31 protein-coding genes are annotated in these 25,240 nt (G+C 62.8%); 15 read left to right on the forward strand and 16 right to left on the reverse strand.

Going from position 1 to position 25,240, the window contains the following annotated elements; translation table 11 throughout:
* Positions 1-169: 169 nt before the first annotated feature.
* Positions 170-832, reverse strand: coding sequence for a haloacid dehalogenase type II (locus X728_RS144720; RefSeq protein ID WP_023702205.1), 663 nt, complete (start codon positions 830-832; stop codon positions 170-172).
* 167 nt (positions 833-999) lie between these two features.
* On the opposite strand from X728_RS144720, the gene X728_RS144715 reads away from it, so the two are divergent.
* From X728_RS144715 to X728_RS144700, 4 genes are all read left to right on the forward strand, one after another.
* Entirely contained in the window at positions 1,000-1,878 is an 879-nt protein-coding gene (locus X728_RS144715; RefSeq protein WP_023709817.1) for a branched-chain amino acid aminotransferase, read from the forward strand.
* 105 nt (positions 1,879-1,983) lie between these two features.
* Complete coding sequence (locus X728_RS144710) at positions 1,984-2,586, forward strand: superoxide dismutase (RefSeq protein ID WP_023673687.1); 603 nt, start codon at positions 1,984-1,986, stop codon at positions 2,584-2,586.
* Positions 2,587-2,745: 159 nt separating this feature from the next.
* Positions 2,746-3,183, forward strand: a complete 438-nt coding sequence (locus X728_RS144705; RefSeq protein ID WP_023684552.1) for a cytochrome c — start codon at positions 2,746-2,748, stop codon at positions 3,181-3,183.
* Between the two features lie 9 nt (positions 3,184-3,192).
* Complete coding sequence (locus X728_RS144700; RefSeq protein ID WP_023747500.1) at positions 3,193-4,143, forward strand: cytochrome c; 951 nt, start codon at positions 3,193-3,195, stop codon at positions 4,141-4,143.
* 20 nt (positions 4,144-4,163) lie between these two features.
* Here X728_RS144700 and X728_RS144695 read toward each other — a convergent pair whose 3' ends face one another.
* The 3 genes from X728_RS144695 to X728_RS144685 all read right to left on the reverse strand — a co-directional run bounded on the left by X728_RS144695 (position 4,164) and on the right by X728_RS144685 (position 7,470).
* Positions 4,164-4,553 (reverse strand): SET domain-containing protein-lysine N-methyltransferase, encoded by a 390-nt coding sequence (locus tag X728_RS144695; protein WP_023673684.1) that lies wholly within the window; start codon positions 4,551-4,553, stop codon positions 4,164-4,166.
* Between the two features lie 146 nt (positions 4,554-4,699).
* Entirely contained in the window at positions 4,700-5,326 is a 627-nt protein-coding gene (locus tag X728_RS144690) for a LysE family translocator (RefSeq protein ID WP_023692796.1), read from the reverse strand.
* Positions 5,323-7,470, reverse strand: a complete 2,148-nt coding sequence (locus X728_RS144685; RefSeq protein WP_023747499.1) for a S9 family peptidase — start codon at positions 7,468-7,470, stop codon at positions 5,323-5,325. The genes X728_RS144690 and X728_RS144685 overlap by 4 nt, the downstream gene beginning before the upstream one ends.
* A 114-nt stretch (positions 7,471-7,584) precedes the next feature.
* On the opposite strand from X728_RS144685, the gene X728_RS144680 reads away from it, so the two are divergent.
* Complete coding sequence (locus X728_RS144680) at positions 7,585-7,959, forward strand: hypothetical protein (RefSeq protein ID WP_023747498.1); 375 nt, start codon at positions 7,585-7,587, stop codon at positions 7,957-7,959.
* 412 nt (positions 7,960-8,371) lie between these two features.
* Positions 8,372-8,797, forward strand: coding sequence for a MucR family transcriptional regulator (locus X728_RS144675; RefSeq protein ID WP_023673680.1), 426 nt, complete (start codon positions 8,372-8,374; stop codon positions 8,795-8,797).
* A 127-nt stretch (positions 8,798-8,924) separates the two neighbouring features.
* On the opposite strand, the gene X728_RS144670 is transcribed toward X728_RS144675, so the two are convergent.
* Both X728_RS144670 and X728_RS144665 read right to left on the reverse strand, forming a co-directional pair.
* Complete coding sequence (locus X728_RS144670) at positions 8,925-9,353, reverse strand: SufE family protein (RefSeq protein ID WP_023673679.1); 429 nt, start codon at positions 9,351-9,353, stop codon at positions 8,925-8,927.
* Positions 9,354-9,469: 116 nt separating this feature from the next.
* Entirely contained in the window at positions 9,470-9,838 is a 369-nt protein-coding gene (locus X728_RS144665) for a DUF5330 domain-containing protein (RefSeq protein WP_023684546.1), read from the reverse strand.
* A 532-nt stretch (positions 9,839-10,370) separates the two neighbouring features.
* Here X728_RS144665 and X728_RS144660 point away from each other — a divergent pair.
* The 3 genes from X728_RS144660 (at position 10,371) to X728_RS144650 (ending at position 13,300) form a co-directional block, all read left to right on the forward strand.
* On the forward strand, positions 10,371-12,116 hold the full coding sequence (locus tag X728_RS144660; RefSeq protein WP_023832444.1) for a PAS domain-containing sensor histidine kinase: 1,746 nt from the start codon (positions 10,371-10,373) through the stop codon (positions 12,114-12,116).
* Complete coding sequence (locus X728_RS144655) at positions 12,091-12,879, forward strand: peptidoglycan-binding protein (protein ID WP_023727647.1); 789 nt, start codon at positions 12,091-12,093, stop codon at positions 12,877-12,879. Before X728_RS144660 ends, X728_RS144655 begins: the two co-directional genes overlap by 26 nt.
* Positions 12,880-12,952: 73 nt before the next feature.
* Complete coding sequence (locus tag X728_RS144650; protein WP_023698568.1) at positions 12,953-13,300, forward strand: DUF1491 family protein; 348 nt, start codon at positions 12,953-12,955, stop codon at positions 13,298-13,300.
* Here the strand turns inward: X728_RS144650 and X728_RS144645 are convergent.
* The 4 genes from X728_RS144645 to X728_RS144630 form a co-directional block, all read right to left on the reverse strand.
* The gene (locus tag X728_RS144645) at positions 13,287-14,297 is read right to left on the reverse strand and encodes a DUF2336 domain-containing protein (RefSeq protein WP_023708427.1); all 1,011 of its coding nucleotides are present in this window, start codon (positions 14,295-14,297) and stop codon (positions 13,287-13,289) included. The genes X728_RS144650 and X728_RS144645 overlap by 14 nt on opposite strands.
* Positions 14,298-14,693: 396 nt before the next feature.
* Positions 14,694-15,242 (reverse strand): DUF1254 domain-containing protein, encoded by a 549-nt coding sequence (locus X728_RS144640; RefSeq protein WP_023743730.1) that lies wholly within the window; start codon positions 15,240-15,242, stop codon positions 14,694-14,696.
* Positions 15,235-15,819 carry a DUF1214 domain-containing protein gene (locus X728_RS144635; protein WP_023732033.1) on the reverse strand — a complete coding sequence of 195 codons (585 nt, stop codon included), beginning with the start codon at positions 15,817-15,819 and terminating at the stop codon, positions 15,235-15,237. Before X728_RS144635 ends, X728_RS144640 begins: the two co-directional genes overlap by 8 nt.
* Before the next feature lie 73 nt (positions 15,820-15,892).
* Positions 15,893-18,052, reverse strand: coding sequence for a penicillin-binding protein 1A (locus X728_RS144630; RefSeq protein ID WP_023684539.1), 2,160 nt, complete (start codon positions 18,050-18,052; stop codon positions 15,893-15,895).
* A gap of 127 nt (positions 18,053-18,179) precedes the next feature.
* Here X728_RS144630 and X728_RS1000000171775 point away from each other — a divergent pair, with 127 nt between their 5' ends.
* Both X728_RS1000000171775 and X728_RS144625 read left to right on the forward strand, forming a co-directional pair.
* Positions 18,180-18,485: a glycine cleavage T C-terminal barrel domain-containing protein gene (locus X728_RS1000000171775; protein ID WP_023727644.1), complete on the forward strand. Its 306-nt coding sequence runs from the start codon at positions 18,180-18,182 to the stop codon at positions 18,483-18,485.
* Positions 18,467-20,020, forward strand: a complete 1,554-nt coding sequence (locus X728_RS144625; RefSeq protein WP_023732032.1) for a trimethylamine methyltransferase family protein — start codon at positions 18,467-18,469, stop codon at positions 20,018-20,020. Before X728_RS1000000171775 ends, X728_RS144625 begins: the two co-directional genes overlap by 19 nt.
* Before the next feature lie 12 nt (positions 20,021-20,032).
* On the opposite strand, the gene X728_RS1000000171095 is transcribed toward X728_RS144625, so the two are convergent.
* The 3 genes from X728_RS1000000171095 to X728_RS144615 all read right to left on the reverse strand — a co-directional run bounded on the left by X728_RS1000000171095 (position 20,033) and on the right by X728_RS144615 (position 22,386).
* Positions 20,033-20,197, reverse strand: a complete 165-nt coding sequence (locus tag X728_RS1000000171095) for a hypothetical protein (RefSeq protein ID WP_023687237.1) — start codon at positions 20,195-20,197, stop codon at positions 20,033-20,035.
* Between the two features lie 133 nt (positions 20,198-20,330).
* The gene (gene groL / locus X728_RS144620; protein WP_023687238.1) at positions 20,331-21,959 is read right to left on the reverse strand and encodes a chaperonin GroEL; all 1,629 of its coding nucleotides are present in this window, start codon (positions 21,957-21,959) and stop codon (positions 20,331-20,333) included.
* 64 nt (positions 21,960-22,023) lie between these two features.
* The gene (locus X728_RS144615) at positions 22,024-22,386 is read right to left on the reverse strand and encodes a co-chaperone GroES (protein WP_023698577.1); all 363 of its coding nucleotides are present in this window, start codon (positions 22,384-22,386) and stop codon (positions 22,024-22,026) included.
* A 248-nt stretch (positions 22,387-22,634) separates the two neighbouring features.
* Between X728_RS144615 and X728_RS144610 the strand changes: the two genes are divergently transcribed.
* Positions 22,635-22,907, forward strand: a complete 273-nt coding sequence (locus tag X728_RS144610; protein ID WP_023698578.1) for a hypothetical protein — start codon at positions 22,635-22,637, stop codon at positions 22,905-22,907.
* Positions 22,904-23,170, forward strand: coding sequence for a DUF1488 domain-containing protein (locus X728_RS144605; protein WP_023698579.1), 267 nt, complete (start codon positions 22,904-22,906; stop codon positions 23,168-23,170). Before X728_RS144610 ends, X728_RS144605 begins: the two co-directional genes overlap by 4 nt.
* A gap of 42 nt (positions 23,171-23,212) precedes the next feature.
* Here the strand turns inward: X728_RS144605 and X728_RS144600 are convergent, their stop codons facing one another.
* Both X728_RS144600 and X728_RS144595 read right to left on the reverse strand, forming a co-directional pair.
* Positions 23,213-23,404 carry a hypothetical protein gene (locus X728_RS144600; RefSeq protein ID WP_023670171.1) on the reverse strand — a complete coding sequence of 64 codons (192 nt, stop codon included), beginning with the start codon at positions 23,402-23,404 and terminating at the stop codon, positions 23,213-23,215.
* A gap of 7 nt (positions 23,405-23,411) precedes the next feature.
* A complete protein-coding gene (locus X728_RS144595; protein ID WP_023698580.1) occupies positions 23,412-23,621 on the reverse strand; it encodes a hypothetical protein in 210 nt (69 codons plus the stop codon).
* Between the two features lie 217 nt (positions 23,622-23,838).
* Between X728_RS144595 and X728_RS144590 the strand changes: the two genes are divergently transcribed.
* Positions 23,839-24,246, forward strand: coding sequence for a DUF3168 domain-containing protein (locus X728_RS144590; RefSeq protein WP_023670173.1), 408 nt, complete (start codon positions 23,839-23,841; stop codon positions 24,244-24,246).
* A 6-nt stretch (positions 24,247-24,252) separates the two neighbouring features.
* On the opposite strand, the gene X728_RS144585 is transcribed toward X728_RS144590, so the two are convergent.
* Complete coding sequence (locus X728_RS144585) at positions 24,253-24,639, reverse strand: ester cyclase (RefSeq protein WP_023684533.1); 387 nt, start codon at positions 24,637-24,639, stop codon at positions 24,253-24,255.
* Positions 24,640-24,918: 279 nt separating this feature from the next.
* On the opposite strand from X728_RS144585, the gene X728_RS144580 reads away from it, so the two are divergent.
* Positions 24,919-25,179, forward strand: coding sequence for a hypothetical protein (locus X728_RS144580; RefSeq protein WP_023670174.1), 261 nt, complete (start codon positions 24,919-24,921; stop codon positions 25,177-25,179).
* Positions 25,180-25,240 lie beyond the last annotated feature (61 nt).

Below are 25,240 nucleotides of genomic sequence, written 5' to 3' on the forward strand. Positions count from 1 at the left end.
CCTTTTTTAAGTCTCGAATCGCAAGAAAGCGTGAATGCCTTCAAGCGCGCAGTGGTCGGCCTCTCCCAATGCCTGACGCGATAGGCGGTTCCGATTCTGGCCTGAGGGTGGACAAACAAAGGCGAAGCTGTGACCGCTCTGCCACTGTTGCTCGAAGGCAACAGAGTGATCAGCCGCCGGTCAGCAGGCCGTCAAGCGACGGCAGGATCAGCGCCGGCGGGAAATCCCGGTATTCCTCGGGCTGGTTGGCGCGGTTGATCCACACGGTGCGAAAGCCGAATTTGGTGGCGCCGGCGATGTCCCAGCGGTTGGACGACTGGAACGAGACGGCGCCCGGATAGAGCCGCCAGCCCGTCGCCACCATGTCGTAGGTCGACGGGTCGGTCTTGAAGCGCCTGACGGCGTCGACCGAAAAGATATCGTCCAGCACCTGGTCGAGGGCGGCCGACTTGACCGCCGCTTCCAGCATCTCGGGCGAGCCGTTGGACAGGATTGCGAGCTTGGCGCCGGATGCTTTCAGCGCCTTGAGCACGGCCGGCACTTCCGGATAGCAGTCGAGCCGCCAATAGGCTTCGAGCAGCTTGGCCTTCAGTCCCTTGTCGGCGGAGGGAACCTTGAGCAGGGCGAAATCGAGCGCCTGTTCGGTGAGCTGCCAGAAATCGGCATAGCCGCCCATCAGCGTGCGCACCCAGGAATATTCCAGCTGCTTGGCGCGCCAGATTTCCGAAAGCAGCGGGCCGTCGGGGCCGATCTCGCCGTCATGACGGCGCACGGCTGCGTGCACGTCGAACAACGTGCCATAGGCGTCGAAAACGTAAGCCGCGTAATGCATGGCGACAGTTTTGAGGGCAGGCGGCGCAAGGTGCAAGCATCGATTGTAGTCTTGATCGCTTTGTTGGGCGCTCTGGCCTCAACAAAAACCGCTCCATGCCGGTTGACGGCGCCGGTCAAAGCATCTTCCAATGCTTGGCACAGGCAGCTTTGAAGCGGAACCGAACAATGACACTGGCGACTGCGGCGCTATCGGCGACATGGACCTTCGTCGACGGCGACTGGTACGAAGGCAACGTCGCCATTCTGGGTCCGCGCAGCCACGCCATGTGGCTCGGCACCAGCGTCTTCGACGGCGCCCGCTGGTTCGAAGGCGTCGCCCCCGATCTCGAACTGCATGCCGCCAGAGTGAACGCCTCGGCGATCGCGCTCGGCCTCGCGCCATCGATGAACGTCGACCAGATCGTCGGCCTGACCTGGGACGGGCTGAAGAAGTTCGAGGGCAAGACAGCGGTCTACATCAGGCCGATGTACTGGGCCGAGCATGGCGGCTATATGGGCGTGCCGGCCGATCCGGCCTCGACCCGTTTCTGCCTCTGCCTTTACGAATCGCCGATGATCTCGCCGACCGGCTTTTCGATCACCGTGTCGCCGTTCCGGCGGCCGACCATCGAGACCATGCCGACCAATGCCAAGGCCGGCTGCCTCTATCCCAACAATGGCCGCGCCATTCTCGAAGCCAAGGGACGCGGCTTCGACAATGCGCTGGTGCTGGACATGCTGGGCAATGTCGCCGAGACCGGAACCTCGAACATCTTCCTGGTCAAGGACAGCCACGTGTTGACGCCGGCGCCCAACGGCACCTTCCTGTCCGGCATCACCCGCTCGCGCACCATGACGCTGCTTGGCGATTACGGCTTCAACACCACGGAGAAGATGCTGTCGGTGCGCGACTTTCTTGAAGCCGACGAGATATTTTCGACCGGAAATCATTCCAAGGTCGTGCCGATCACCCGCATCGAGGACCGCGATCTGCAGCCCGGGCCGGTGGCCAAGAAAGCGCGCGACCTTTATTGGGAATGGGCGCATTCGACTTCCGCCGGTTGAGCCGCTAAAAGGCAATTGGCGCTTCATTCCGGAGTTGTTCCAGATCAATGCAGCCCTATCTTAATCCGGTATCCGCACCGGATTTTTCCATGAGGAGTATGACCGATGGCTTTTGAATTGCCCGCCTTGCCCTACGACTACGAGGCCTTGCAGCCTTACATGTCGAAGGAGACGCTGGAGTATCACCACGACAAGCACCACAAGGCTTATGTCGACAACGGCAACAAGCTGGCCGCCGAAGCGGGCCTTGGCGATCTGTCGGTCGAAGAGGTGGTCAAACAGTCGTTCGGCAAGAATGCCGGCCTCTTCAACAACGCAGCCCAGCACTACAACCACATCCATTTCTGGAAGTGGATGAAGAAGGGCGGCGGCGGCAACAAGCTTCCGGGCGCCCTGCAGAAGGCTTTCGACGCCGACCTCGGCGGCTACGACAAGTTCAAGGCCGACTTCATCGCCGCCGGCACCACGCAGTTCGGTTCGGGCTGGGCCTGGGTCTCGGTCAAGGACGGCAAGCTGGCGATCTCCAAGACGCCGAACGGCGAGAACCCGCTCGTCCATGGCGCATCGCCGATCCTCGGCGTCGATGTCTGGGAACATTCCTATTACATCGACTACCGCAACGCGCGGCCGAAATATCTCGAGGCCTTCGTCGACAGCCTCATCAACTGGGACCATGTCCTTGAAATGTACGAAGAGGCGAAAGCCTGATCGACCCAGAGAAGCCCCGGTACTCCGGGGCTTTTCTTTCTCAGCTGAAGCAGCAGGCACACAAAATTCGGCAGAATCTGGCCGGCGGACAGGGAATAATCCCGGCCCGCCCCCCGTTAACGTTAGGTCGCGACCCCTCATCATCCTGGAGCCAATTGAATGAGAAAGCTTGTTATCGCCATCTCTATGCTCAGCCTCGCCGCCTCGGCGGCTTTTGCCGACCCGATCCTCGACCGACAGGGACTGATGAAGGAACGAGGCAAGATCGTCGGCGGCCTGTCAAAAATCGCCAAGGGCGAGGCAGACTTCGATGCCGCCGCCGTGCTGACGGCGCTGCAGGCGCTGCAAGTCAATGCCGAGAAGTTCGATGTCGACACGCTGTTCCCGGCCGGCAGCGACAGCGGTGATACCACCGCCTCGCCCAAAATCTGGAAAGACATGGCGGGCTTCAAATCGACCGAAGACAAGTACCTCGCCGACGTCAAGGCCGCAGTCGCCGCCGCACCCGCCGATGTCGATGCGCTGAAGGCGCAGATCGATACGCTCGGCAGTGATTGCGGCACCTGCCACAAGACCTATCGGGTGAAGAAGAGCTGATCCCGGGCAATGCCCTTGTGGAAAAAATTTGTCGGCGCCGCCCTTGTCCTGGGCGTCGTCGGTGCCGGCGCCGGCTGGCTGTTGTCGGCGCCGGTCAAGCTCGACACTGACACCCTGGCGCAGCTCGGCCCCGGCGACGCCGCCAGGGGCAAGCGCATTTTCAATGCCGGCGGCTGCACCTCCTGTCACGCCAAGCCGGGCTCGCAAGGCGACGGCCGTTTGCAACTGGTCGGCGGCCTCGAGCTCAAGACGCCGTTCGGCACCTTCGTGCCGCCCAACATCTCACAGGATCCCAAGGACGGCATCGGCGCCTGGACGGTCGAGGACCTTGCCAACGCCATGCTGAAGGGCGTGTCGCCGTCGGGCGAGCATTTCTATCCGGCCTTTCCCTACGCGTCCTACGCCCGGATGAAGCCGGCTGATATTGCCGATCTCTATGCGTTCCTGAAGACGCTGCCGGCGGTCGCCGGCAAGGCGCCCGACAATTCCCTGACTTTCCCCTTCAACATCCGCCGCGGCCTCGGCCTGTGGAAGCGGCTCCATCTCAGCAAAGAGCCGGTGATTGCCTTTGCCGATGGCACGCCTGATCTGGTACTCGCCGGCCGCTATCTGGTCGAGGGGCCCGGCCATTGCGGCGAATGCCACACGCCGCGCGACATCACCGGCGGCACCAGGAGGAGCCAGTGGCTGGCTGGCGCGGCGGCCGCCGAAGGCAGCGGCATCGTGCCGAACATCACATCGGGCGAAGGCGGGCTCGGTGACTGGTCGGAAGCCGACATCGCCAACTATCTCGAAACCGGTTTTACCCCTGATTTCGATTCGGTCGGCGGCGCCATGGTCGACGTGCAGCGCAACATGGCCGAACTGCCGCCGGAAGATCGCGCGGCAATAGCCGCCTATCTCAAGGCGGTGCCGCCGCATCCCAACGGCTACCCGGTGCGCAGCAAGCCGGCCAAGTGATCCCGGCCACAGGTGGCGATCTACAGGTGGCGATCGCCGAGGAAGTCGAAGCCCGTCTCGAAGAAATGGCTGTAATTGCAGGTCAGTTCCTCGCCGGGTGCGATGTCGCGCAAGGCATAGGTTTCCTCGGGCGAGGAGACGTCGCAATTCGGTTCGTCGTCATGGTTCATGTAGCGGGCGTCGTCGGCTTCGAAGACGATGTAGTTCGGATCCCGGCGGTCTGGATAGGAATAACGGTCGAGATAGTTCTTCACCGGGCCGCTCTCGCCTTCATAGGTCTCGACGTCGATGATCCGGTCGAATCTGGGGTCGAGCTTCCAGACCAGCGTGCCCTTGGCAATGTGGTTCCTGGCGAAAACCCCGATGCCCTGGATCGGTGATTTCTCGAGATAGGTGTCGACGAGCAACATAGTGGCCCCTTTGCGTATGTCATGGTCTGGAAGGTGGCGCGCATTGGGTAGCGCGCAGCCATTGCAAATGCGAGTGAAAATGAGCAGCCTGGAATTCAAAAAGTGACGATCGGCGCGCCTCGACGGGCGCGCCTTTCGCATCGACATCAGCGCTGCTGCAAGGCCAGACGGACGCCTAACGCGCAGTAGATGCCGCCAACCACCTTGCCTTGCCATTTCACCACCGACGGATTGCGGCGCAGGAACGTGCCGAGCCGGCCCGCACTCACGGCAAAGACGACTGTGCTGAAAAGGCCGAGCAGAACAAAGATTATGCCCAGCGTCATCAGCTGGAGCATCACCGATCCGTTTTCAGGCCGCACGAACTGGGGCAGGAAGGCGAGGAAGAAAAGCGCCGTCTTTGGATTAAGCACTTCGGTCAGGACAGCTTGACGAAACGCCTTGCTGGCGGAGATCGCGAGTGCGCCGGCAGTAGGGTCGGCCGGTATTCTCTCGATGATTGCGCGGATGCCGAGGTAAACGAGATACGCCGCGCCGATGTATTTTACGACGCTGAACAGCGTTGCCGAAGTGGCGATGATCGCCGAAATGCCGACCATCGCCATGATGGTATGGAACACATCGCCAGCCGCGACGCCCGCGCCCGTCGCGACGCCAACCCTGGTTCCGGAACTCGTCGCTCGCGCGACCGTCAAAAGCGTGGCTGGGCCTGGAATAAACACAAAGCCAAGCACAACCGCTATGTAAGCCGTCAAGGTGGATAGATCGATCATTGCGACGCCTCCGTTGCATTCTCAGCCTTGCCCGTAACCTCGGGTTCGGGCTTGGCCGTAACCTTGAGCGCGAAGGAGTAGGTATAGGCGATCTCCTCCAGCCTTGAAAAGCGGCCGGAGGCGCCGGCATGGCCGGAATCCATGTTGATCTTGAACAGCACCGGATTGTCGCCGCTCTTGCGCTCGCGCAGCCGCGCCACCCATTTGGCCGGCTCCCAATAGGTGACGCGCGGATCGGTGAGGCCGGCCAGCGCCAGTATCGGCGGGTAGTCGTGATCGGCGACATTGTCATAGGGTGAGTAGGCGGCGATCGTTTGGTAATCTTCCGCCGACGCGATCGGGTTGCCCCATTCCGGCCACTCCGGCGGCGTCAGCGGCAAGCTTGCGTCGAGCATCGTGGTCAGCACGTCGACAAAGGGGACCTCGGCAACGATGGCGCCGAAATTTTGCGGCGCCATGTTGGCGATCGCACCCATCAGCATGCCGCCGGCCGAGCCGCCTTGCGCGACGATGCGGTCGTGTTGGGTGTAACGCTCGGCGACGAGATGCTGCGCGACGGCGATGAAATCGGTGAACGTGTTCATCTTGTGCGCCCGCTTGCCGTCGTCATACCAGCCATAGCCCTTGTCCTTGCCGCCGCGGACATGGGCGATGGCAAAGACAAAGCCACGGTCGACCAGCGAGAACCAGTTGGTGTTGAACGCCGCCGGGATGGCAATGCCGTAAGAGCCGTAGCCGTAAAGCAGGCACGGCGCGGAGCCATCGAGCGGCGTGTCGCGGTGATGCAGGAGCGAGACCGGCACCAGTTCGCCATCGGCGGCCGGCGCCATCAGCCGGCGCGTGACATAATGATCCGGATTGTGACCGGACGGCACTTCCTGGGTCTTCAGCAGCACACGCTCGCGGCTGCGCATATTGTAGTCGAAGACCTGCGCCGGGGTCGTCATCGACGAATAGGTGAAGCGCATGATCTCGGTGTCGTATTCATAGGACCCCGACAGGCCGAGCGAGAACGCCTCTTCGTCGAACGAGATCAGATGCTCCTCGCCGCTGCGGCGATCGCGCACGACGATGCGCGGCAGTCCTTCCTTGCGTTCGAGCCTGACCATATGATCCCTGAAGCCGACCACCGACAGGATCAGCCGGCCTGGCTCGTGCGCCACCAGCTCTTCCCAGTTGGCGCGAACCGGGTCATCAGCCGGCGCCGTCATGATCTTGAAGTCCTTGGCGCCGTCGGCATTGGTGAGGATGAAGAAGATGTCGCCGCCTTCTTCCAGATCATATTGCAGGCCGGTCTCGCGCTTTGCCACCAGCTTTGGCTCGGCGAAAGGCTCATCGGCGCGCATCAGGTGATATTCCGAGGTTTCGTGATCGTTGATCCCGATCATGATCCATTCGTTGGAGCGCGTGCCGCCGACATCCATGAAGAAGCCGGGATCGGTTTCCTCATAGATCAGCCGGTCATTAAGGGGGCTGCCGCCGAGCGCGTGGAACAGCACCTTGGACGGACGATGATTGTCGTCGAGCCTTGTGTAGAAGAAACCGTCATCGGCGGCATTCCAGACGCCGCCACCACTGGTGGCCTCGATCTGGTCGCTCAGTTCCTTGCCGCTGGTGAGATCGCGCACGCGAAGTGTGAAGAATTCAGAGCCCTTGTCGTCGAACGCCCACAACAGCTTGCGGTGATCGGCCGAATGGTCGACGCCGCCGAGGCGGAAATAGGGCTTGCCCTCGGCTTCCGCGTCGCCATCGAGCAGGATCTGCTCATCGCCGCCATCGCGCGGCATGCGGAAATAGCGGGGCTGTTCGCCGCCAAGCTTGAAGGATGAGCCGTAAGCATAGGGGCCATCCTTCATCGGCACCGTCGAATCATCTTCCTTGATGCGCCCCTTCATCTCGCCGAACAGCTGCTTCCGAAGCTCTAGCGTATCGGCCATAAGCACTGCTTGATGGGCGTTTTCGGCTTCGAGATGGGCGCGGATGCGGCCCTCAAGCAGGGAAGGGTCCCTGAACATCGCCTGCCAGTTCTCGGCCCTCAGCCAGGCATAGTCATCTGTGCGGGTAATGCCGTGATGCGTGTCGAAGACGGGGTGTTTCTCGGGGCTCGGCGGGCTCGCGGTCGGAAAAGCTGAGGTTTTGGTCATTGCGTCTCACTGAAGAAATTACTTGAATGGCAAATGAACACGCCGATCAGCGCGGGTTCAAGGGCCGGGATGTATTGGTTGCGGCGGGCTCGGGAGATGAGCCAAAAGGAGAGGATGATGAATTTCCATATCAACATCGCTGCGGCTCTCGCCGTCGTCGCTTCGACCGTTCTGGCTTTCACCGGCCAGTCTCATGCAACCGCGTTCGCCGCTTGGCAAGTGGCTGGCGTGCCGTTCGGCGACACGCTCAACGTTCGCAAATATCCGTCCGGCACCTCGCAGAAGCAGGCCGCCTATCCCAACGGGACGATCCTGCAGATGACCGGCAAGTGCACCAGCGGCTTGAATCTTCTGGAGATCGCCGGCCAGCCGCACTGGAAACAGAAACAGGCAATTCGCTATCAATGGTGTCAAGTTTGGCACGACCCGGCGCAAAATGGTGCTTTTGTTAGTGGCTGGGTCTATGGAAAATACCTCACGCCGTATTGAATCCGGTCAGACCGAAGATCTTCTTCGGCGGGTTTCGCCAACGCTTTGCAACTTGCGGTTTGGTACGAATCCGACAATCAGCTGCCCAAACCTTGAAGCATAGACCAAGCATCGCTGCCCATTTTATGAGTCCCTGCTGATTTAGCGATGGCGTGACCTTACGTCATGCTAGTCCTGGTCCGACCAGAAAATATCGCGAAGTTACAGAGTGCACGAAAGATTGAAGCTGAAGAGCGACTATTCGATGAATATCGTTGAATATAGCGCAAGATGCGAATTGACTTACTTTGTCTGTGGGCTCATTAAGATGCCCGGACGCGAATCCATGAAGCTCTTCCCGCGTGAAATTCGCGCCATGCCCGATCTTCCAAAAAGGGCGCAAACAGAAACATCCTTCGTTGGGGCCTAAACCATGGATATCGTCGAAACACCTTCCAGAAATAGCGATGCGCTGATCGAGCTGACCGCCGATGTGGTGGCAGCCTATGTCAGCAACAATCCCGTGCCGGTCGGCGAATTGCCGAACCTTATCGCTGATGTCCATGCCGCTCTCGGGCGCGTGGGCGGAGCAAGCGAACAGCCTCCGGCCGACAAGCAGAAGCCTGCGGTAAACCCGAAGCGCTCTGTTCATGACGATTACATCGTCTGCCTTGAAGATGGCAAGAAGTTCAAGTCGCTGAAGCGCCACCTGATGACCCATTACGGTCTGACGCCCGATGAATACCGCGAGAAGTGGAATCTCGACGCCAGCTATCCGATGGTTGCCCCCAACTATGCCGCTGCCCGTTCGCAGCTGGCCAAGAAGATGGGCCTCGGCCGCAAGCGCAAGGGGCGGTAACACCGGCTCCAATGGACAAGATCAACGGCGCCCCTTACGGCGCCGTTTTTGTTTCTAGAACAATTCCAGGAAAACTGCCGAGCGCTTTCTCTTGGGAATTGCGTCGAAAGAAGAGAAGATAGAGCAATCAAGCAGTCTGCTTGAGAGCCATCTCGGCGTCGCGCTTGACGCGCTTGACCATCGAGCGCAGGCCATTGGCCCGCTGCGGCGACAGATGTTCGTCGAGGCCAAGCGACCTCAGCGTCGCCTCTGCGTCCGTTTCAAGGATCTGGCTGGCAGTCCGTCCCGAAAACAGCGCCAGCATGATGGCGACCAGACCGCGCACGATATGAGCGTCTGAATCGCCTGTGAAGGTGATGACCGGATCGGCGCCCGGCGCTCGGCTCGTGGTCAGCCAGACCTGGCTGACGCAGCCCGGCACCTTGTTGGCGGCGTTGCGTTCGGCGTCGGGAAATGGCGGCAGCGCTTCGCCGAGCTCGATGACATAGCGATAGCGGTCTTCCCACTCGTCGAGCAGGGAGAAGTCGTCGCGGATCGTCTGGATCGTCGTGGCCATTGCTCGGGATATAGTCATCCGCGGCTGCGGCGTCACGGAAAAATAAGAAAAGCACCGCAGGCATCGAGAGGTCCGACCGGCCTGCGGTGTCGCTGTAGATACAGCTGAAACGGTGTTTAGTTCTTCGCCACCAGCTTGGCAGGTATGTTGACTGTCGCCGGCAGCACGATGTCCTTGGCGACGCTGCCGGTGGCCAGCGATGTATCGGGCGAGGTCTCGGCGCTCTTGTCGTCCAGCATGGCGGCGGCGATCTTGGCGGTTTCCTTGGCCCGGGCGCTGATCGTATGCATCGCCGACTTGCCGGTTTCGCAGACGTCCGGCTTACGCTCGCAAATGCCGGCGATGTCGCCGACCGCTTCGCGCGCCGCAAAAAGCGCCTGGAACGGCCCGACGCTCTCGCGGCCATCCTCGTCGGGGCCGACGGTCAGCGGCAGCGCCAGCAACACCAGCGAAAACCAGAACGCCATTCTTATCAAAAAGCCCATCGATCTGCCCTCTCGTCCAATGACCGGATCATGCGTCCATGCGCAATGACCTCTTTATATCAGCGACAATGGCACATGAGGCGCAAAGGACGGCTTTCCTGCTCAGTGAAAATTTTCCTCAAATTTTAGGCAAATTCGAAGCGAGGCGTTTTGCAGTGCATTAGCCTCAAATGCCGACAATTTTCTTAACCTTGCAGTAACCATCTAAGCGATTGTTGCGCATGGATATCTTCAGAAGAGCAGGCATGCCGGCTCAGGGTTTCGCAGCCACGGGCACGCCCTTTGCACATAACGCTCCGTTTACTATGGCTACAAATGGCGGTGCATTCCGGTGCCGGCGCTCCAATTTTTGCCGCAGCGCGCTCGTTGTTCCGGTCAGCCTTATTCATTCCTTAAACGCTGGATGCGAGTTTCAAACAAGCAAAAGCGACCTGCAAAGCAGGGGCAGTCACGACCGGGTGCGAGTGCGTTGAGTTTGACAACTGCCAGATATATTGAACTGCCTGGCGCGCTGGCGGCCGGTTGCGAACGCATGGTCCATCCGGCCATCATCGGCCAGGGCGATCGCCTGCGCCAGCGCCGGTTCATCGGCATCATGCTTGCCGCTCCGTTCTTCGCCGCCGGTGCGGCGGTGACACTGGTCACCTCGGGCATGGGCGCCGCCGTCACCGTCGCAACCATTTTCGCCGCCTTCGGTCTTTGCTGGTTCGCCGCCTTGCTGGTGGCGGCGTCGGGCAAGATGACGCTGGCAGCCCAGGTTGCCCTTGCCGCCGGCGGTCTTGCCCTTGCCGGCGCCGTCGCGGCAGCAGGCGGCCTGGCGTCGCCGGTTGCGCTGCTGGCCCTGGCACTGCCATTCGAGGCCTGGTGGATCGGCGGTTCAAAGCGCGCGGCACTTTGGGGCGGCCTCTCAACCTTGGCCGCAATGCTGCTGCAGCCCTTTGTCGGCTCTGTCGTCCCGCTCGGAGGGGCGCAAGTCGCGGCGTGGCACTGGCTGCTGCCGCTCGCCTGGGGCCTGACGCTGGTTCCCCGGCTCGCGGCCCTCGGCGATGCCGCACGCGCGCAGCCCGCGCTCCTTCCAAACGACCGCCTTGAAGACATGATCGACGCCGTTGTCCTGCATGTCGCCCGGCATGGCGAGGTCCTGGATGCCTCGGCCAAGGCGCGCACCATCCTGAAGCTGCCGCCGGAACTGCTTTCCGGCGCCGGGCTGTTCGACCGCATCCACCTGTCCGATCGCGTCGCTTATCTCAGCGCGCTTGCCGACATGCGCGATGGCGCCCTGGCGCGCCGGCTCGATCTTCGGGTAAGGCTGCCGCAGGACGGCAGCGCCTCGACGGCCGACAATTACCGGCCATTTCAGCTCGAACTGATGCGCGCCGAAGAGCAGCAGGAGACCTTCACTCTGCTGCTGCGCGAGAACGACGAAACTGCCGAATTGCGCGACGAGCTTGCTGCCGCCAATGAGGCCGCAGCGTCGGCCGAGGTGGCAAAGGGCCGCTTCCTGGCGGTCGTCAGCCATGAGCTTCGGACGCCGCTCAACGCCATCATCGGTTTTTCCGACATGCTGCTGCATGAGATGTTCGGCGGCTTCAAGGACCCGCGCCAGAAGGAGTATGTCAGCCTGGTGAAGGAGTCGGGCCAGCATCTGCTTGCCGTCGTCACCTCCATCCTTGATGTCTCGAGGATCGAGGCCGGCGCCTACGCGACCGAGCCCGAACCGTTCCGATTCATCGAAGCGGTCGAGATGTGCCAGTCGATGATGCAGCTGCAGGCGAATGCCAAGAACATCGGTCTCCAGGCGCAGATTGCGCCGGACGCCGGGGAGATCAATGCCGACCGTCGTGCCGTGCAGCAGATCCTGATCAACCTCGTCTCCAATGCGGTCAAGTTCACGCCCGATGGCGGCAATGTCGTCGTCGGCGCCAAGCGGATCGGCTCGCGGCTGCATTTCTGGGTCAGGGACACCGGCATCGGCATCGCCGAGGAAGATTTTGTCAATCTCGGCAAGCCGTTCATGCAGATCCAGAACGACTATACGCGCCGCTTCGAGGGCACCGGGCTCGGCCTGTCGCTGGTCAAGGGCCTGGTGGCGCTGCACGACGGCACGATGTCGATCGAAAGCATGCCGGGCGAGGGGACGACGGTCACGATCAGCCTGCCGGTGAACGGGCCGAAGAGGAGCGCGACCGACAGGAACGGCGTGCTGCCGATGCCTGCGACCAGGACGAAAGGCGACGCGAAAGGGGACAGGAATGGCTCGCTCCGCAAAACAGCCTAAGGCGGTCAAGCGCCGCAGCGGCGCGTTCGAGGCCGGCGCGATTGCGCTCGGCGGCGCGATCTCGCGCAATCCGGTCCTGGTCGGCGGGTCGACCGCCTTCCTGGTGACGCTGTTCTACGTTTCCGCCAACGCGCTGTGGTACCAGCCGTTTCCGCATGCCGGCGCCTTCTTCGCCACCCGCAGCATCGAGGGTTTTCCGCACCCCGGCGCGGACGAACCCGAAACCACCATCAACATCCTGCGGCCCGGCCCGGCACCGGTCAAAAGCGACCCGACCGTCGAGCAGGTCCAGGGCATCCTGAAGGATCTCGATTTCTACACGGGAACGGTCGACGGCATTTCCGGGCCGAATACCCAAAAGGCGATCCAGGCCTACCAGCAGAAAGTTGGCCTGCCGGCCTCCGGTGAGATCGACGCCGTGCTGCTCGACCAGCTCGGCGCCAAGCAGACCACGGCTGGCATCCCGCATCCGCTGCCGCGGCCCGTGGATATGGCCGCCGCTCGAGTTGCCGCGCCCGAGGCCGCGCCTGCGCCCATCCCGGTTTCCGCGCCGGTATCCGCCCAGGCGCCCGATGCCCGCATCGTCAAGATCCAGGCCGGCCTGAAGGCATTCGGCAATGACGACATGCAACTCGACGGCGTCGTCGGCGCCCGCACCAAGGCGGCGATCAAGGAATTCCAGTCGCTGTTCGGCCTGCCGGAAACGGGCGAGCCCGACGAGGTCGTCTACGTCAAGATGCGCGAGATCGGCCTGACCAATTGAGTGGTCAAGACGACCGCTCGCGGATAGCCGAAAATCCGGCTAAGACGCCGCGCATGTCCTCCGGAGCCTCGTCATGCGCGTAACCACCGAGTTTTGGGTGTCGGCCCTGCTGCGCCGTGTTTTCGGCGCCGGCGGCTTTGCGGCCGTCGTCAAGCGCGGCGCGACCGAGGCCGGCGCTGTCTTCGTGCTCTCCCGCGGCAGGCTGGGCGACGTCTCCCTGTTCGGCCCGGCGCCGCAGACGAGCTACGATTCGGACAAACCGGATGATCGCTTTTTCACGCTGCTCGGCGCCGGCGACGATGCCGCCGCGCTTGACGCCAGGCTTGAGCGGGAGAAAAAATTCGATCCCGACATCTGGGTGGTCGAGATCGAGGCCGGAACGGTTTCCGTCGAGGAGCTTCTCTCCGTCAAGACGCCTTGAGGCTGGCCCCTAGGCTGGCTTTGTCGACGTCCGGCGCTTGGTCGCCATTCGCGGCGACAGGGGTGTTGCCGCGCACCGCTCGCGACAATGTTTCGGCCTTCCAGCCGCGCACCTTGTCGAGCGCCGCCTCGTGGTGCAGCAGCCGGTAGCGGTCGAGGAAGATGCGGATCGCCTGCGGGTGCGGAAACTCCCGGGGGTAAACCGCGACCACGATCAGGAATGCCCTGTCCTCACTGAGGTCGAGCGCCCGCAGCGCGGCGAGCAGCGAGACATAGCTCGAATGCTCGGTCAGCGACCGCGCCGTCGAGAAGTCGATATCGAGCGCGTCGGCAAGCGCGGTCTGGAAGAAGGCGGCGTTGCCGGTCAGCGCCGTCTCGCGCAGCTTGCTGTAAGTTGCTGAGCCGACGAAGGGATTGACCGATGTCGCCTCGCCCTCGGCGAGCATCATCGAGCGCAGGCGGCGCCTGGCGGTTTCGGCGGCGCTGCCGGGCAGTTTTGGTGCGCTGGGAGCGGCGGCAGCGGCTTCGGCGTCGGCGCCCGCCACGTCGGCGATCGGCTCGGGCTGCCGCACGCGCACCAGGGTCGGCTTTTCCAGCGCCTTGATCAACTGCGCGATGGTCGGGTTCAAATCCTTGCGGCGGGCAATGGCGCGCGCATGCGGCAGGCCGTGGCGGCCGATCAACGCGATCAGGTCGATGTCGCCCAGCGCCCGCGAACGGACGAGCAAGGGCGCGCAGACATCGACCGGCTCCTCGCAAAGCCGCCGCACCAGGGCGGCCGGCGCATATTCGCATTCGGACAGGGCGGCGGCGACATAGCGGCGCGATTCGACCGGCACGCTGTCGAACAGCGGCAGCGTCAGATCCTCGAGCTGGGCGATCTCGCGGCGCGACGGGCGGGTCAGCGAGCAGAACGCCGACACGGCGGCGCGAAACAGCCTTTCGGCTTTTCCCGATTCCGTCCGTATGGCGATTTGCCTGAAATCCGAAGCTGACACGGAAGATACGCCCGACACTCGACACAACCCGGACCATGCTCAACCGCAACTGTGTCGGTTTCGCGCAAGGCCTGGAACAAACATCAAATTAGCCGCGATCCGTTAGCGCTCCGTTAACCCTCTGCCGGCCTTAATCACATTTGGAGGCGTTGCGTTGTGCTCCGGGGCAACCGAGAGGAATACGCGAACCATGGGCATGGTACTGTCTTTCGTGCCGCGATCGGCACCAGTCAATCGAGCAGTTCAGGACACCGGTACGCCGGCGGCGGTGATCATTTTTCCCGGCGTCCGCTACGAGCATCCGCCATTGGCAGGCCAAGCGCGGCCGGCGGACAAGCCGGGCACACCACGGACGCCTGTTCCGCACCACTGAGTTTGCTGGTCGTCGGGCTGAGGTCAGTAGTCCTGCAGTTCGCAGGAGCTCTGGTCCAGGAACTGCGACACTATCGGCTTCCAGCTGTCGTCAGGCACGAAGGCGCGGATGACGAAGATGCCTTCCTCGATCGGCGCCTCGACGAAGATCGCCCCTTGCAGGTCTTCGGGAAGCTCCCTGCGCACGTCGATCATCTGTGCCGGCGTCAGCACCACGGTGTCCAGCTTGTTGCCGGTCGCCGTGCGGTCGTTGAATGAATAGAAATTGTGGCCGTTGCGGTCATAGACCGACACCGACCAGAACGGCACGCTGCCCGGCGCCTTGATCCGCACCATGCCTTCGGCAAGGTCGAAGCGGCAGGCGGCGGCGTAAAACAGCGGATCCACCGACTTCACCACCGGCGCGCCGCCCGCCTCGGCATCCAGCCTGGTCATCTTGTAGAGGTCGGACGCCATCGCCAGCCGTGACCAGGCATCGCGCTCGGTAAATTCCGGCACCAGCAAAAGCACCACGATGTGGACGATGCCGGCGCCGAGCAGGCCGAGCAGGATGGCGTGCAGCAACCTACGCATTGCAGCCAGCCTTGACGATCCGGGGCAGCGACACGTCGGAAAGGCCGGTGCTTGAGGCAATCGGCGTGTCGTAGAAGGTGAGCACGAAATACATCCGGCCAAAACCTTCGGTCAGAAGCCAGTTGCCGGGGGCCGGACGGTTGCCGACGGCGATGATCACCGAATTGTCGGGCTGACGCAGCACCTGGTAGGATTGCAGCGCCGCCAGCCTCGGCTTGCCGGTGTCGACCACGCCGAGCGATTGATCCGCGGCATAGAGCGTCCAGAACCGGGCTGTGGGGAAACTGCCCTCGATCCTGTAGTCGCATTGCCGCTGAAGCTCATTGCCGGCCGCATCGCGCTCGGCGATGAAGGACAAGCCCTCGGCCTTGCCGAGCGCCAGCACGCCTTCACGCGCCACGCGCGCCTTCGAATAGGGGTCGGCATCTTGCGTGCCGATCTCGGGAAAGGCGGTCCATTCGCCGATGCTGATCGCGCCGACGCCGCTCTGCGCCTGCAGCGCATACCAGACGCTGCCGCCGCCGAGGCCGATGGCTATGGCAAGCGAAAGCAGCGTGAAAAAGGCGGTCTTGAGCATGAAGAACCGGGACGAGTGAATTATCGTTGGGGGATATAGCGGGGCAGGCCGCAGAGCAAGCAGCGCTGTGGAATCAAAGCGCCGACAGGGTCTCCGGTGTCTGCGGCGAGCCGAGCACGGGCGCGGCCTGGAACACCTTGGTCATCTCGCGCAGCGTCTGTGTCGTGCGGCTGGACAGCACCGCCGGGCGCTCGGCCGCGGCATCCGCTGCTGCCTGATCGGCATTTTTCTTCTCCGCTTCCTCGGCCTTGGCCGCGATCTCTTCGTCGACGAAGGGTTTGTCTAGGCCGGGGATCGGCTTCAGGTCGATATTCTGGTGCGCGTAGACCATCAGCCGCTGCCACACCATCGCCGGCAGCGTGCCGCCGGTCATGTTGCGGGTCGGGGTGAAGTCGTCATTGCCGAGCCAGACGGCAGCCGTGTAGTTGCCGGTGAAGCCGACGAACCAGGCGTCGCGGTAGGATTGCGTCGTCCCCGTCTTGCCAGCGACGACGATGTTGGGCAGCTGCGCGCGCCGCGCGGTGCCGATCGCCGGCACCGCAGCCAGCATGGTGTTCATGTATTTCAAAGCCTGTTCCGACAGAACCCGATGCGGCGCCGGCGCATCCTTGGCAAAGTCGTAGACGACATCGCCGGTGCGGGTGACGAGCTGGGTGATGCCGTGCCGCGAGCCGGCGAAGCCGTTCTGCGCGAACACGCTGTAGCCCGTCGCCTGGTCCATGACCGTCATGCCCGATGTGCCGAGCACCATGGTCTTGTGCGACTCCAGCGGCGATTCCACGCCGAATGATTCGGCCATCGCCTTGATCGGGCCGATGCCGAGATAGTCCTTGGCCAGCCGTACCGGCACGGTGTTGATCGATTTGGCGATCGCCGTGATCAGCGTCACATTGCCGGCCGAGCCGCCATTGTAATTGTGCGGTGACCAGCCGCCCCAGCTGATCGGCCCGCCTGAGACGACGGAGTCCGGGGTGAACCCGTGCTCCATGGCGGTGGCGTAGACGTAAGGTTTGAACGAGGAGCCGGTCTGGCGCAGCGCCTTGGTGGCGCGGTTGAACTGGCTTGCGCCATAGTCGCGGCCGCCGACAATGGCGCGTACCGCGCCATTGGTCTCGATCACTACAACGGCGCCCTCGGTGACGTTGTATTCCTTGCCGAACTGGCGGAGATGGAATTCGACGGATTCCTCCGCCGCTTTCTGGATGTTGGCGTCGAAAGTGGTGTGGGCGACCAGCGAATGCTGGCCGGGCTTGGCGATTTTCTTGACCTCATCGAAGGCCCAGTCGAGGTAATAATCCGGGCTCTTCTGCTCGCCGCGGTCGACGATCTCGGCTGGATGCAGCCTTGCCTGCAGCACCTGGCCTTCGGTCATGAAACCGGAATCGACGAGGTTCGACAGCACCACATTGGCGCGAGCACGGGCGGCGGGCAGGTTGATGTGCGGGGCGTATTTGGTCGGCGCCTTGAACAGGCCGGCCAGCATCGCCGCCTCGGCGAGGTTCAGATCCTTGACGCTCTTGCCGAAATAGAAATCCGCCGCCGCCTCGATGCCGAACGTGCCGCCGCCCATATAGGCGCGGTCGAGATAAAGCTGCAGGATCTCCTTCTTCGACAGATTGGCCTCCAGCCACAGCGACAGGAAGGCTTCCTTGATCTTGCGTTGGAAGGTCCGCTCATTCGACAGGAACAGGTTCTTGGCCAGCTGCTGGGTGATGCTGGAGCCGCCCTGGACGACGGAATTGGCCCGCACATTCTCGAAGATGGCGCGCGACAGGCCGAGCACGTCGATGCCGTAGTGCTCGAAGAAGCGCCGGTCCTCGGTCGCCAGCACTGCTTTGATGACATGGTCCGGCATCTCGTCGACAGGCACGGAATCGCGCTGGATGATGCCGCGCTGGCCAATCTCGTTGCCGTAGCGGTCGAGGAAGGTGACGGCGAAATCGCCCTGACTGCGCCAGTCGCCGGTGGTGATCTGGAAGGCCGGCATCGCGAGTGCGAGCAGCACGACGACGCCGCCGGCGCCCATCGTAAAACCTTCGCTCAGCACCTCGATGATGCCGCGTCGCCAGCCGGTGACTCGGAAGCGCCGCGAAAAAATGGTCGCCGATTCCCAGAACTGGCCGGCCTTGAAGCCGATTTCGTAGAGCGAGGAATCGATCCACGCGTCCACCGCCAGCAGTGCGGCGGCGATCGGACCTCTTCGTCTTGGACGTCGTTCTAAAGGACTGGCCATTCCCGAAACTCACCCCACCCACCTGAGAACCGCAAGCGGGCAATTTCAGGGCGGGCATACCCGGCGAAGACTATTCTTCCATTTCAGCCCGGCTCACAAGGGCAGCCAGGCCACACCGCACGGTTTGTTGAGCGCCGCCCGGATCGTGACGCTGGAGGTCGACGCCGTCGATGCCGACGCCAGTGGCTTCGAGCCAGTCTGGCACAAGGGCCGGCGCGTCGGCTTCGTCGCCTCAGCCGGCTATGGCTACACAATAGGCAAAAGCGTCGCGCTGACGTTGCTGGGCGACGAATTCGCCGGGGAGGGGACCGCGCTTTGGGTGCACATTGTCGGCGTCGAGCGGCCGGCGCGAATTATTCCGGCCTCGCCATACGACCCCGAGGGCAGGCGATGCGGCAATGAGGAGTTTTGGCCATGGTCGATGACATTATAAGGGAGACCAGGCGCGAGCGCCGGCGCGGGCACACCGGTGAGGCCGGCAGCGGGTCAAGCCGCCACCCGAACTATCGCTCGCTCAAGAACCCGTTCCTGCCGCAGCCGGTGTTTTCGGACGACCAGGTCGCGGCCATCCACGACACGGCGTTGCGCGTGCTGGAAGAGCTCGGCATCAAGGTGCTGCTGCCGGAGGCACGGGCGATCTACGCCAAAGCCGGTGCGCTGGTCGACGAGGACAGCCAGATGGTGCGCATCGGCCGCGATATTGTCACTGCGGCACTGGCCTCGGCGCCGAAATCCATCCGGGCGCTGGCGGGCAACCGTAGCCGCGATCTCATGCTGGAGCTCGGCTCGATGACGTTCCTGGCCGGAGCCGGGGCGCCCAACGTCACCGATCTCGAACGCGGACGGCGTCCGGGCACGCTCGCCGCTTTCGAAGAACTGACCAAGCTTGTTCAGAATTTCGACGTGCTGCATATGCTCGGCCCCTGGATCGAGCCGCAGGATGTCGACAACCATTTGCGCCACTATGCCGTCAACCGTGCGCAGCTGACCCTGTCGGACAAGTTCCCCTTCGTCTTCGCCCGCGGCACGCCGCAGGTCGAGGATGGGTTCGAGATGATCAGGCTGGCGCGCGGGCTCTCGCAGGACGAGTTCCTGGCCGGCGTCCATTGCTACACCGTGATCAACACCAATTCGCCGCGCCAGCTCGATATCCCGATGGCGCAAGGCATCATCGACTTCGCCAGCGCCGGCCAGGTCTCTGTCATCACGCCCTTCTGCCTGGCCGGCGCCATGGCGCCGATCACCGTCGCCGGCGCATTGACGCTGCAGCATGCCGAGGCGCTGGCTGGTCTCGCGCTGGCGCAGATGGTGCGGCCGGGCGCACCGGTGGTCTACGGATCCTTCTCCTCCAATGTCGACATGAAGTCCGGCGCACCGGCCTTCGGCACGCCCGAGCACGTCAAGGCGACGCTGGGCGCCGGCCAGCTGGCGCGCTTCACCGGCCTGCCTTGGCGGTCCGGCGGCGGCAGTGCGGCCAACATTTCCGATGTGCAGGCGGCGCACGAGACGCAGTTCGCGCTGTGGGGCTCGGTGCTTGCCGGCGCCACCGTCTGCATCCATGCCGCGGGCTGGCTGGAGGGTGGCCTCAGCGTCTCCTACGAGAAGCTGATCACCGATATCGAGGCATTGCAGACGGTTGCCGAACTCTGCGCTACGACCCCCGGCGACGAGGATTCGATCGGCTTCGAGGCGATCGCTGAAGTCCAGCCGGGCGGGCATTTCTTCTCCGCCGGCCACACCATGACGCGCTACCGCACCGCCTTCTACGAGCCGCTGGTCGCCGATTGGTCGAATTTCGGCAGCTGGACGCAGTCCGGTTCGAAGTCGGCCACCGAGCGCGCCACCGGCATCTGGAAGCGGACGCTGGCCGACTTCCAGCCGCCGGCGTCGGCCGTTGCCACATCCGATGTGCTCGACGAGTTCATTGCCCGCCGCACCGAAGAGGGCGGAGCGTTGCCGGTGTCGTGAGGTTGGCAGCCGTCACGTCGGCCGCTTGTCGCCGGTCTTCGACGGCTCGCGGCGAATCGGCCCGGCATCGGCCTGCCTGTGCTTGTCGGCGGCAATCCGGCGGATGCGATCGAAGCGGCTCTCCTCCGCCGGCTTGGTCGCGGATACAGCGTTTGGCTTCGGGGCGAATGTGATCATCTGTCGATCTCCCTGTCGTTGATGACAGTCTTGACTGACTGACGGAAATTCCTGGCTCGCCGGGGAAATGTCCCCGGCAGCCTGTTCTGATTTATGCCCGCCCAGATTCCAGCGGGCAATTTTCGGGCGATGGTCAGTAGCCGCCCATGCCGCCACCGCCGCCCGCAGGCGCCGCATCCTTGGCCGGAACGTCGGTGATCATCGCTTCGGCGGTGATCAGAAGGGCGGCGATCGAGCCGGCGTCCTGCAACGCGGTGCGCACCACTTTCGCCGGGTCGACGATGCCGGCCTTGATCATGTCGACATAGACCTCGTTCTGGGCGTCAAAGCCCTGATTCTGGTCCTTGCTGTCGGACAGCTTGCCGACGACGATCGAGCCTTCGACGCCGGAATTCTCGGCGATCTGGCGGATCGGCGCTTCAAGCGCCCTGAGCACGATCGAAATGCCGGCGGTCACATCGTCATTGGCGCCGGTCAGGCCGGCCAGAGCCGATCTTGCGCGCAGAAGCGCCACGCCACCGCCGGGCACGATGCCTTCTTCCACCGCCGCGCGCGTCGCATTCAGCGCGTCGTCGATGCGGTCCTTCTTTTCCTTCACTTCAGACTCGGTGACGCCGCCGACGCGGATCACGGCGACGCCGCCGGCGAGCTTGGCCAGCCGCTCCTGCAACTTCTCCTTATCGTAGTCGGACGTGGTCTCCTCGATCTGGCCCTTGATCTGCGCGATGCGCGCCTGGATGGTCGCCTTGGTGCCGGCGCCGTCGATGATCGTGGTGGTGTCCTTCTCGATCAGTACGCGCTTGGCGCGGCCAAGCATCTCGATGGTGACGTTTTCGAGCTTGATGCCGAGATCCTCGGAAATCATCTGGCCCGATGTCAGCACGGCGATGTCTTCCAGCATCGCCTTGCGGCGATCGCCGAAGCCCGGCGCCTTGACGGCCGCGACCTTGAGGCCGCCGCGCAGCTTGTTGACGACCAGCGTCGCCAGTGCTTCGCCTTCGACGTCTTCCGAGATGATCAGCAGCGGCCTGCCGCTCTGCACCACCGCCTCGAGGATCGGCAGCATCGCCTGCAGATTGCCGAGCTTCTTCTCGTGGATGAGCACGTAAGGCTCTTCCAGCTCGACGCGCATCTTGTCGGCATTGGTGACGAAATAGGGGCTGAGATAGCCGCGGTCGAACTGCATGCCTTCGACGACGTCGAGTTCGGTGTCGGCGGTCTTGGCCTCCTCGACGGTGATGACGCCGTCATTGCCGACCTTGTCCATCGCCTTGGCGATCATGGCGCCGACGCTGGCATCGCCATTGGCGGCGATGGTGCCGACCTGCGCGATCTCGGCCGACGACTTGACCTTCTTGGCCTTCGCCTTGATGTCCTTGACCACGGCGGCGACAGCCTGGTCGATGCCACGCTTGAGGTCCATCGGGTTCATGCCGGCGGCAACCAGCTTGGCGCCTTCGCGCAGGATCGATGCGGCCAGCACCGTGGCGGTGGTGGTGCCGTCACCGGCGAGGTCGTTGGTCTTCGAAGCCACTTCGCGCACCATCTGCGCGCCCATGTTCTCGAACTTGTCGGCAAGCTCGATTTCCTTGGCCACCGTCACACCGTCCTTGGTGATGCGCGGCGCGCCATAGGCCTTGTCGATGATGACGTTGCGGCCCTTGGGGCCGAGCGTGACCTTCACCGCATTGGTGAGGATCTCGACGCCGCGCAGCATGCGGTCGCGCGCGTCGGTGGCGAATTTGATTTCCTTGGCAGACATTTTTTTCAATCCCGTTGGTGTGGTGAAGCAAGCGGCTCGCCGGAGCCTGGCAAAGCCAGGCCGGTCAGGCGGCCTTCTTGGCTTTGACGCTTTTCTCGGTGACGACCGTCCCGCTCTTGCCGATAGCGGCCGTCTCGCTCTTGTCGATGACGCCCATAATGTCGGCTTCCTTCATGATCAGCAGGTCCTCGCCGTCGATCTTGACCTCGGTGCCCGACCATTTGCCGAACAGGATGAAGTCGCCGGCCTTGACGTCGAGCGGGACAAGCGCGCCGTTTTCGTCGCGTGCGCCCGGCCCAACGGCGATGACTTCGCCTTCCTGCGGCTTTTCCTTGGCATTGTCGGGAATGATGATGCCGCCCTTGGATTTGACATCGCCTTCGGCGCGCCGGATGACGACGCGGTCGTGGAGTGGCCGAAACTTCATGAGAACTTCTTTCTGGGGCCGGCATAGGCGACCGCGCCGTTCTTATAGGCGTGTTGGCACTCGATAGATAGGAGTGCCAAAAATTATTCGTGGCCAAAATTAAATATTAAAAAGTATTATGATGTCTGCAGGGTTCGAAACGTCGCGAGGCGCCTAGATATTTCGAAAAATTGAATTTCGAGGCCAAAGCGACTATTTATATCGTAAGTTCGATTTCACAATTTCAGGCACGAGGAGAGATTTAGGCGATGGCCGAAGGCAATCAGAGCATCATGGAAAAAGCTGAAGCCCGCTTCATGGACAAGCAGAAGAAGACGGCCGAGCGCAACAAGGCAACCTCCGACTACATGTCCGAAGCGAGGGCCAGGGAGATCAAGACGGCAAGGCTCAGGGAATTGCGCCTGGCCAAGGAAGAGGCCGACCGCGTCGCGGAAGCCTTGAACCCCACACCGAAGAAGAAGCGGGCGACAGTGGCGACAGTCAAGAAAGCCGCCGCCGCGCCGAAGGGGGGCACGTCATGAGCCTGACATTCCCCAATCCAAGTCGCTTCTATGACGAGGCCGGCAAGCGCATCCGCTTTGTCGGCCATGACGGCATGTTCCAGATTTCCTTCTCCGTCGCAGCCGATGCCCTCTCGAAGGTGCCATCAGGGACGGCGACCGCGGAAGCCACCTATCTGGCGGCCTTCGACACCGCGTCCAGCTCCATCCATGACATTGCCAGCAAGGCCTACGCCCGCACCCGCAAGAGCATATATGTGCTCACAGCCGCGGATTTCGGCTAGCGCGCGTTCGTCTTGCATCAGGGCGGCTGAGATCAGCGTGCGTCAGGACTTGCGGTCGGCTTTTGCCCGCCGCTTGACGTCCCGGCTGTTCAGGCGGTCGGCCATCGCTTCCGCATCCCGCAAATTCATGGCCACCATTACCTGTTGCTTAAGCTCGACAGGCTGGCCGGTGAAGATGTCGAAGATAGTCCAGCTCTCGGGCTCGTCCATGCGCAACGCGTAGCGGTTTGCCATATCGGCATCAGGCCCTTGACATGAAAAATGCCGCCGCCATGATCAGGATTGTCCAGGCCACCACCGACAGCTTCAAGGCCAGGCCGCCATGCATTGAAAGTATCTCGCGCATGCGCAGGGCCACGGTGCTCTTCGACAGGGCGGGTGCTGCCGCAATCGCGACCGGGGGCTTGACGCCGAGCTTTCCAAAAGCCGGCAGCAGCGGTGGCGTTCGCATGAAATGACCTCGAATTGCCGGAGAAAACAGGGCTCCTCATAACACCCTTCTTGAAACTCCCCGCATGCCAAATAGAACCCGGTCCGTGAAAGGGCCATGCCGCCCGATTCGCCGCCTTCCATCAGGCGGATCGTCATCTGGCGAAATCCGTGCAACGCGGTTAGGTTGCGCGCGAAACTGAGGTTGTTCAAAGCGTGACAGGCGAACGGAGACGACGATGACGGCGCCCGGCGATTTGCTGCAAGCCTTGTTCATGAGATTGAAGAGCGATGCCTCGCTGACGGCGCTGCTCGGCGGCGCCGGGTTGCGCGAGCAGGCGGCCGACAGTGCCGCCTTCCCTTATGTGACCTATGGCAGGACCAGCGCATTCGATCTGGACACCGGCGCCGACAATGATGACGACCAGCTCATCACGCTGCATGTCTGGTCGAAGGCGCAAGGCGAGGCCGAGACGCGTCTGATCATGGACAGCATCCGGGCGCGCCTTGACGGCGCCGCTTTCGCCACCGGCTCGCGCGACCAGACCCGCCTGTCCCTGGAGTTCGCCGAGGCCCGCTACGACGAGGACCTGGCGCTCTACCACGGGGTGCTGCGGATACGCGCTCTCACCGAGCAAAGTGATTGAAGCAACCTAGATTTGCGCCTGAATCTCGGCCTTGTCGATGACTGACCACACCTCGCGGATGCGACCCTCTCCGAATTCGTAGAAAACATTCTCAGCGAACGACACGCGCTTGCCGTTCACCGGCAGGCCGAACAGCACGCCCTTGGGATGACAGTCGAAATGCAGGCGCGCCGCCACGCGCGGCGGCTGGCAGACCAGCAGTTCGATGTTGAAGCGGAGGTCGGGAATCGCCTCGAAATCGCCTTCGAGCATACGGCGATAACCCGACAGGCCGAGCATTTCGCCATTGTGCTGCACCTCGTCGCCGACAAAGTCTCCAAGTTTCGCCCAGTCCTGGGCATTCAGGCAAGCGATATAGCCCCGGTAAAGGTCGGCAAGGTCTTTATCCGTCATGGCGCCCTCCGATGATTTGGCGTTTCCCGCGCTATTTAGGGCGGCCTTCAGAATGGTCTCGCCTTGACCTGTTCCCAATCTGGCTGCGAATTGAGAACCTGCGCGCAAAAACCATAGCCGCGCAGCCGGTTTTCCGGTTATGAATCCATTGCCCGGTCTGAGGGACTGGGCGGTAGGATCGCATTCATTCGTTGCGCGCGCAGGGGGTATTGCGGGGATGGATTTTCACCCGTTCACCGTTCATTTCACGTTCAGCACAGTTGCGTTACAACGCCGACCATGAAAACGCTTCGCTCTCATGTCAGAACCGCGATACTGGCGCTCACAGCGGCCGGCCTGTTGGCGTCGCAAGCGACGCCGGCAGCCGCGGCGGATTGCTACGCGATCGGCCAGCAGGTTGCCGAGCAGAATGGCGGCACGCTGGCCAAGGCTTCGCAGACGACGCGTGGCGGCCAGGAGGTCTGCGTCATCGTCGTGCTTGTGCCGGGCAAGGACGGCCAGCGTCCGCGCCGTTCCGAGATCGTCGTCCCGGCGAACTGATCCAATCTTCCCTCTTGCAGGGCTCGTTTCCCAGACCACCGGAATCGGCCTATAGCTGACA

This window comes from Mesorhizobium sp. L103C119B0 (genome assembly GCF_000502235.1).
Taxonomy (GTDB): Bacteria; Pseudomonadota; Alphaproteobacteria; order Rhizobiales; family Rhizobiaceae; genus Mesorhizobium.